This window comes from Candidatus Woesearchaeota archaeon (assembly GCA_026394965.1).
Lineage (GTDB): Archaea > Nanobdellota > Nanobdellia > Woesearchaeales > 0-14-0-80-44-23 > JAPLZQ01.
In genome coordinates this window covers 1-3,029 of the sequence record JAPLZQ010000030.1, presented here as the reverse complement: position 1 = coordinate 3,029, position 3,029 = coordinate 1, and the positions used below count along the sequence as shown (strand labels likewise).

Here is a 3,029-nt window from a genome sequence, read left to right as displayed (position 1 = left end):
GAAGAATCCGGAACGATAATAAGTGGTTGATGAGTTCTTTGCAAGGCGTATTCCTGAGCTTGCATTGGCTGAATTTTCTGTTCCGTTAAGGAAGCCTGCAGATGACTCAGAAAAGATGCCGTATGCCGGAGCCCGATTTACATTAACAACAGTAACATTCCAGGATTGGCTTACTGCGCTGAAAGTATCATTAACTATTAAGGTTATGTTTCTTAGCCCGGCAGAATCAAAGTCAGGCGAGTAGCTCCAGTTTGCAGATTCATTCTGCAGGACAGAATCCAAAAGCCATTGGAAGTGAAGGGTGTCATTGTCAGAATCTGAAGAGGTATGATTGAATATTATCGTGCTGTTCTCATACATCTGGAAGTTTCCATTGGAAGGGGCATAGGACGTTATGTTTGGCGCATGGTTAAAATGGTATACTGCAAAGGTTATCACCTCTGAATCGCTAATTGAATTGTTGTCGGTCTGCCTGACTGTTATGTTTATTGTCCTGTTTCCAACATCTGCTGCGGCTGGCGTGAAATTAATAAGCCCTGAAGAGGAAATATTGAATCCTGGGAAGGATGAGCCGTTTATTATGCTGTAAACAAATTCAAGCGTGTCATTTTCAATGTCAGTCGCGTTTAGCTGCACAGTAAACAATGAGCCCTCTGTTGCGCTCAGGTTTCCAATGCTTCCCAAAATTGGGAAGTTGTCAACTGCAAACACTGTGAAATTCACTATTCTGCTTGTGGTATTTTCCCCGTCATAAGCGCTTAAGTTAATGAAGTGCTCCCCGACATCACTCTTGTTTGATGTGAATTCAATCAGCCCGTATGAAGTCATTGAAAAGTGCGGGAATGTTGAATTGCTTTCATTTACAAAATTATAGCCGAATGTGATAGGGTCATAATCAAGGTCTGTTGTGTATGCATTCATGTCAAGAGTGAAATGCTCATTCTCAGTGTTGTTCATTGCTGATATTCCTATTGAAGGCGCTGAATTTGTGTCTATAATCAGCTCAAATGATGTGTTAGAGCTTTCTCCGGCTAAATCAGTTGCATTAATCATAAGATAATATGTTCCGATTTGAATTTCAGATGGGGTGAATGAAATCATTGCGCTGCTGCTGTTTATGGCGCTCAGATTGAACAGGGTTGTGTCATTTAAGGCAAATTCAAGAGAATCTCCATATACAATGTCTTGGTCTGTTGCATTTACCAATAATGTAAACTGATGCTCAATTTTCGCCCTCTTATTTCCGATATTTGAAATAACTGGCGGCTGGTTTATGTTTTTTACCTCAAAGTTGAATGTTGATGAATTGATTGCGCCCCACGAATCTGCCGCAGTTACAGTTACTGAATGGTTCCCCACATCTGCCTGCTCAAATGAAAAATTCATCAGCCCGAAATTTGAAATTGACAGGCTTGGGAATGAATTGCTTGACTCAGCTGAATAGGTTATATTATCGCCGTCTGCATCAGTTGCATTTATCTGCATTATGAATGCATAATTTTCAGATAAACTCTGATTAGATATTGCTTCAAGAATGGGTGGGTTGTTGTAGCTTATTGTAAGCTCAACAAATTCGTAATCCTCACGCCCGCTGCTGTCCATGACGCTTATGTTAAAGTAGTAAACGCCAACATCTGAAATATCGGGAGTGAAGTTTATTACTGCATTTGCGGAAGTTGGATTAGTTGTTGTGATGTTAAACAATGAAGTATCATTAATGCTGAAGGAGAGATAATCTCCGTATGTTATGTCTGCATCGCTTGCATTTACATTAAGGACAAAATTAACAGCTGTCCTTGTAGTAATGCTTCCTATTGGGGACAATACCGGCGAATCAGGAGTGCAGTTTACAGATAAGGTCACATTATTGCTGACAACCTTCTCATAAGAGTCATTTGCATAAAAAACCACGCTCTCATTTCCACACCAGTTCTGGGATGAGGAAAGGAATACTTCATGGCTTTCCTGGCTTATTGTTATTATTATGCTTGGCGTTCCCCCAGAGGCAAGAGCTGAAGTGAAAGTTATGTTGTCCTTATTTTCTCCGCTGCATTCACGGTTATCCAAATCATAGAATTTTTCATCAAGGTCAAATGCACTTGCTATTGATGAGTCCTCATTCCATGGGTAATTAGATATTGTGCTGTTAAGAACAGGAATTCTGTTGAGATTTGTGACATTTGCATTCCAGTAGTGTTCGTCAGTTAGCCCCAAAATATCCTGAACAACAACTGTGACATTGTGGTATCCTGCGCTGCAGAATCCTGGGAAATAGCTTATGTTTGTTGCATTTGTTGAATTGAGATTTGCGTCAAGATACCAATATGAGGTAAGGCTGTCTCCATAAGGTATATCAGGATCGCTTGCAGTGTAGTTGAAAAGGAATCCTATAGTGTAATTCTCCGATACCTTCGGATTTTCTTCCTGCGGGCTCCAGTTGGTTATGTTTGGCGGGTCATTTACATTTATTACTGTGTAGGTTGGCTGCTTAAGGTCTTCTATGTCCCCGTTTGAATTTCTAACAGCAATTGTCACAACATGGTCTCCAACCTGCGAATTGATAGGGGTGAAATTTATCTTTGCGGATGTTGTATTAATCTTCTCCACTATTGTGAAAAGAGGATTGTCCACTGTTGTTGTGAAGTTTATGCTGGTATGATTTTCAGGATTTGTGACATGCACATAAATTATTGTCTCATTGTCTTGGTATGTGTTTATGTTCTCTGGCTCGGGGCTGAAGCATATTTCTCCTGTGCAGACAAATGCATGCCCTGTTATTCCCAGGCGGAACTTAAGGACAGATGGAAGAATCTTGGGAACAAAGAGGGAAGAAGCCACCAGAATGAGCGCAAGGATAACTATTCCAATAATCTTTTGGGGAGACGCTGTCTCATGCCTGCCATTTTTGTAGAAATCAGGATTTGAAAATAATGATTCTTTTGAGGCTCTTGCTGAGGAGTATTTTCTTGATTCCACTTCAATTCTCTTGTAAATGCGTATTATTCCTTCTCTTAGCTTTTCCTTTTCCT

At 40.4% G+C, this 3,029-nt stretch carries 1 protein-coding gene; it reads right to left on the bottom strand.

The features are described 5' to 3' along the window. Positions 1-3,029: Ig-like domain-containing protein (locus NTV63_01335; GenBank protein MCX6709581.1), on the bottom strand; the 3,029-nt coding region annotated here is incomplete at both ends.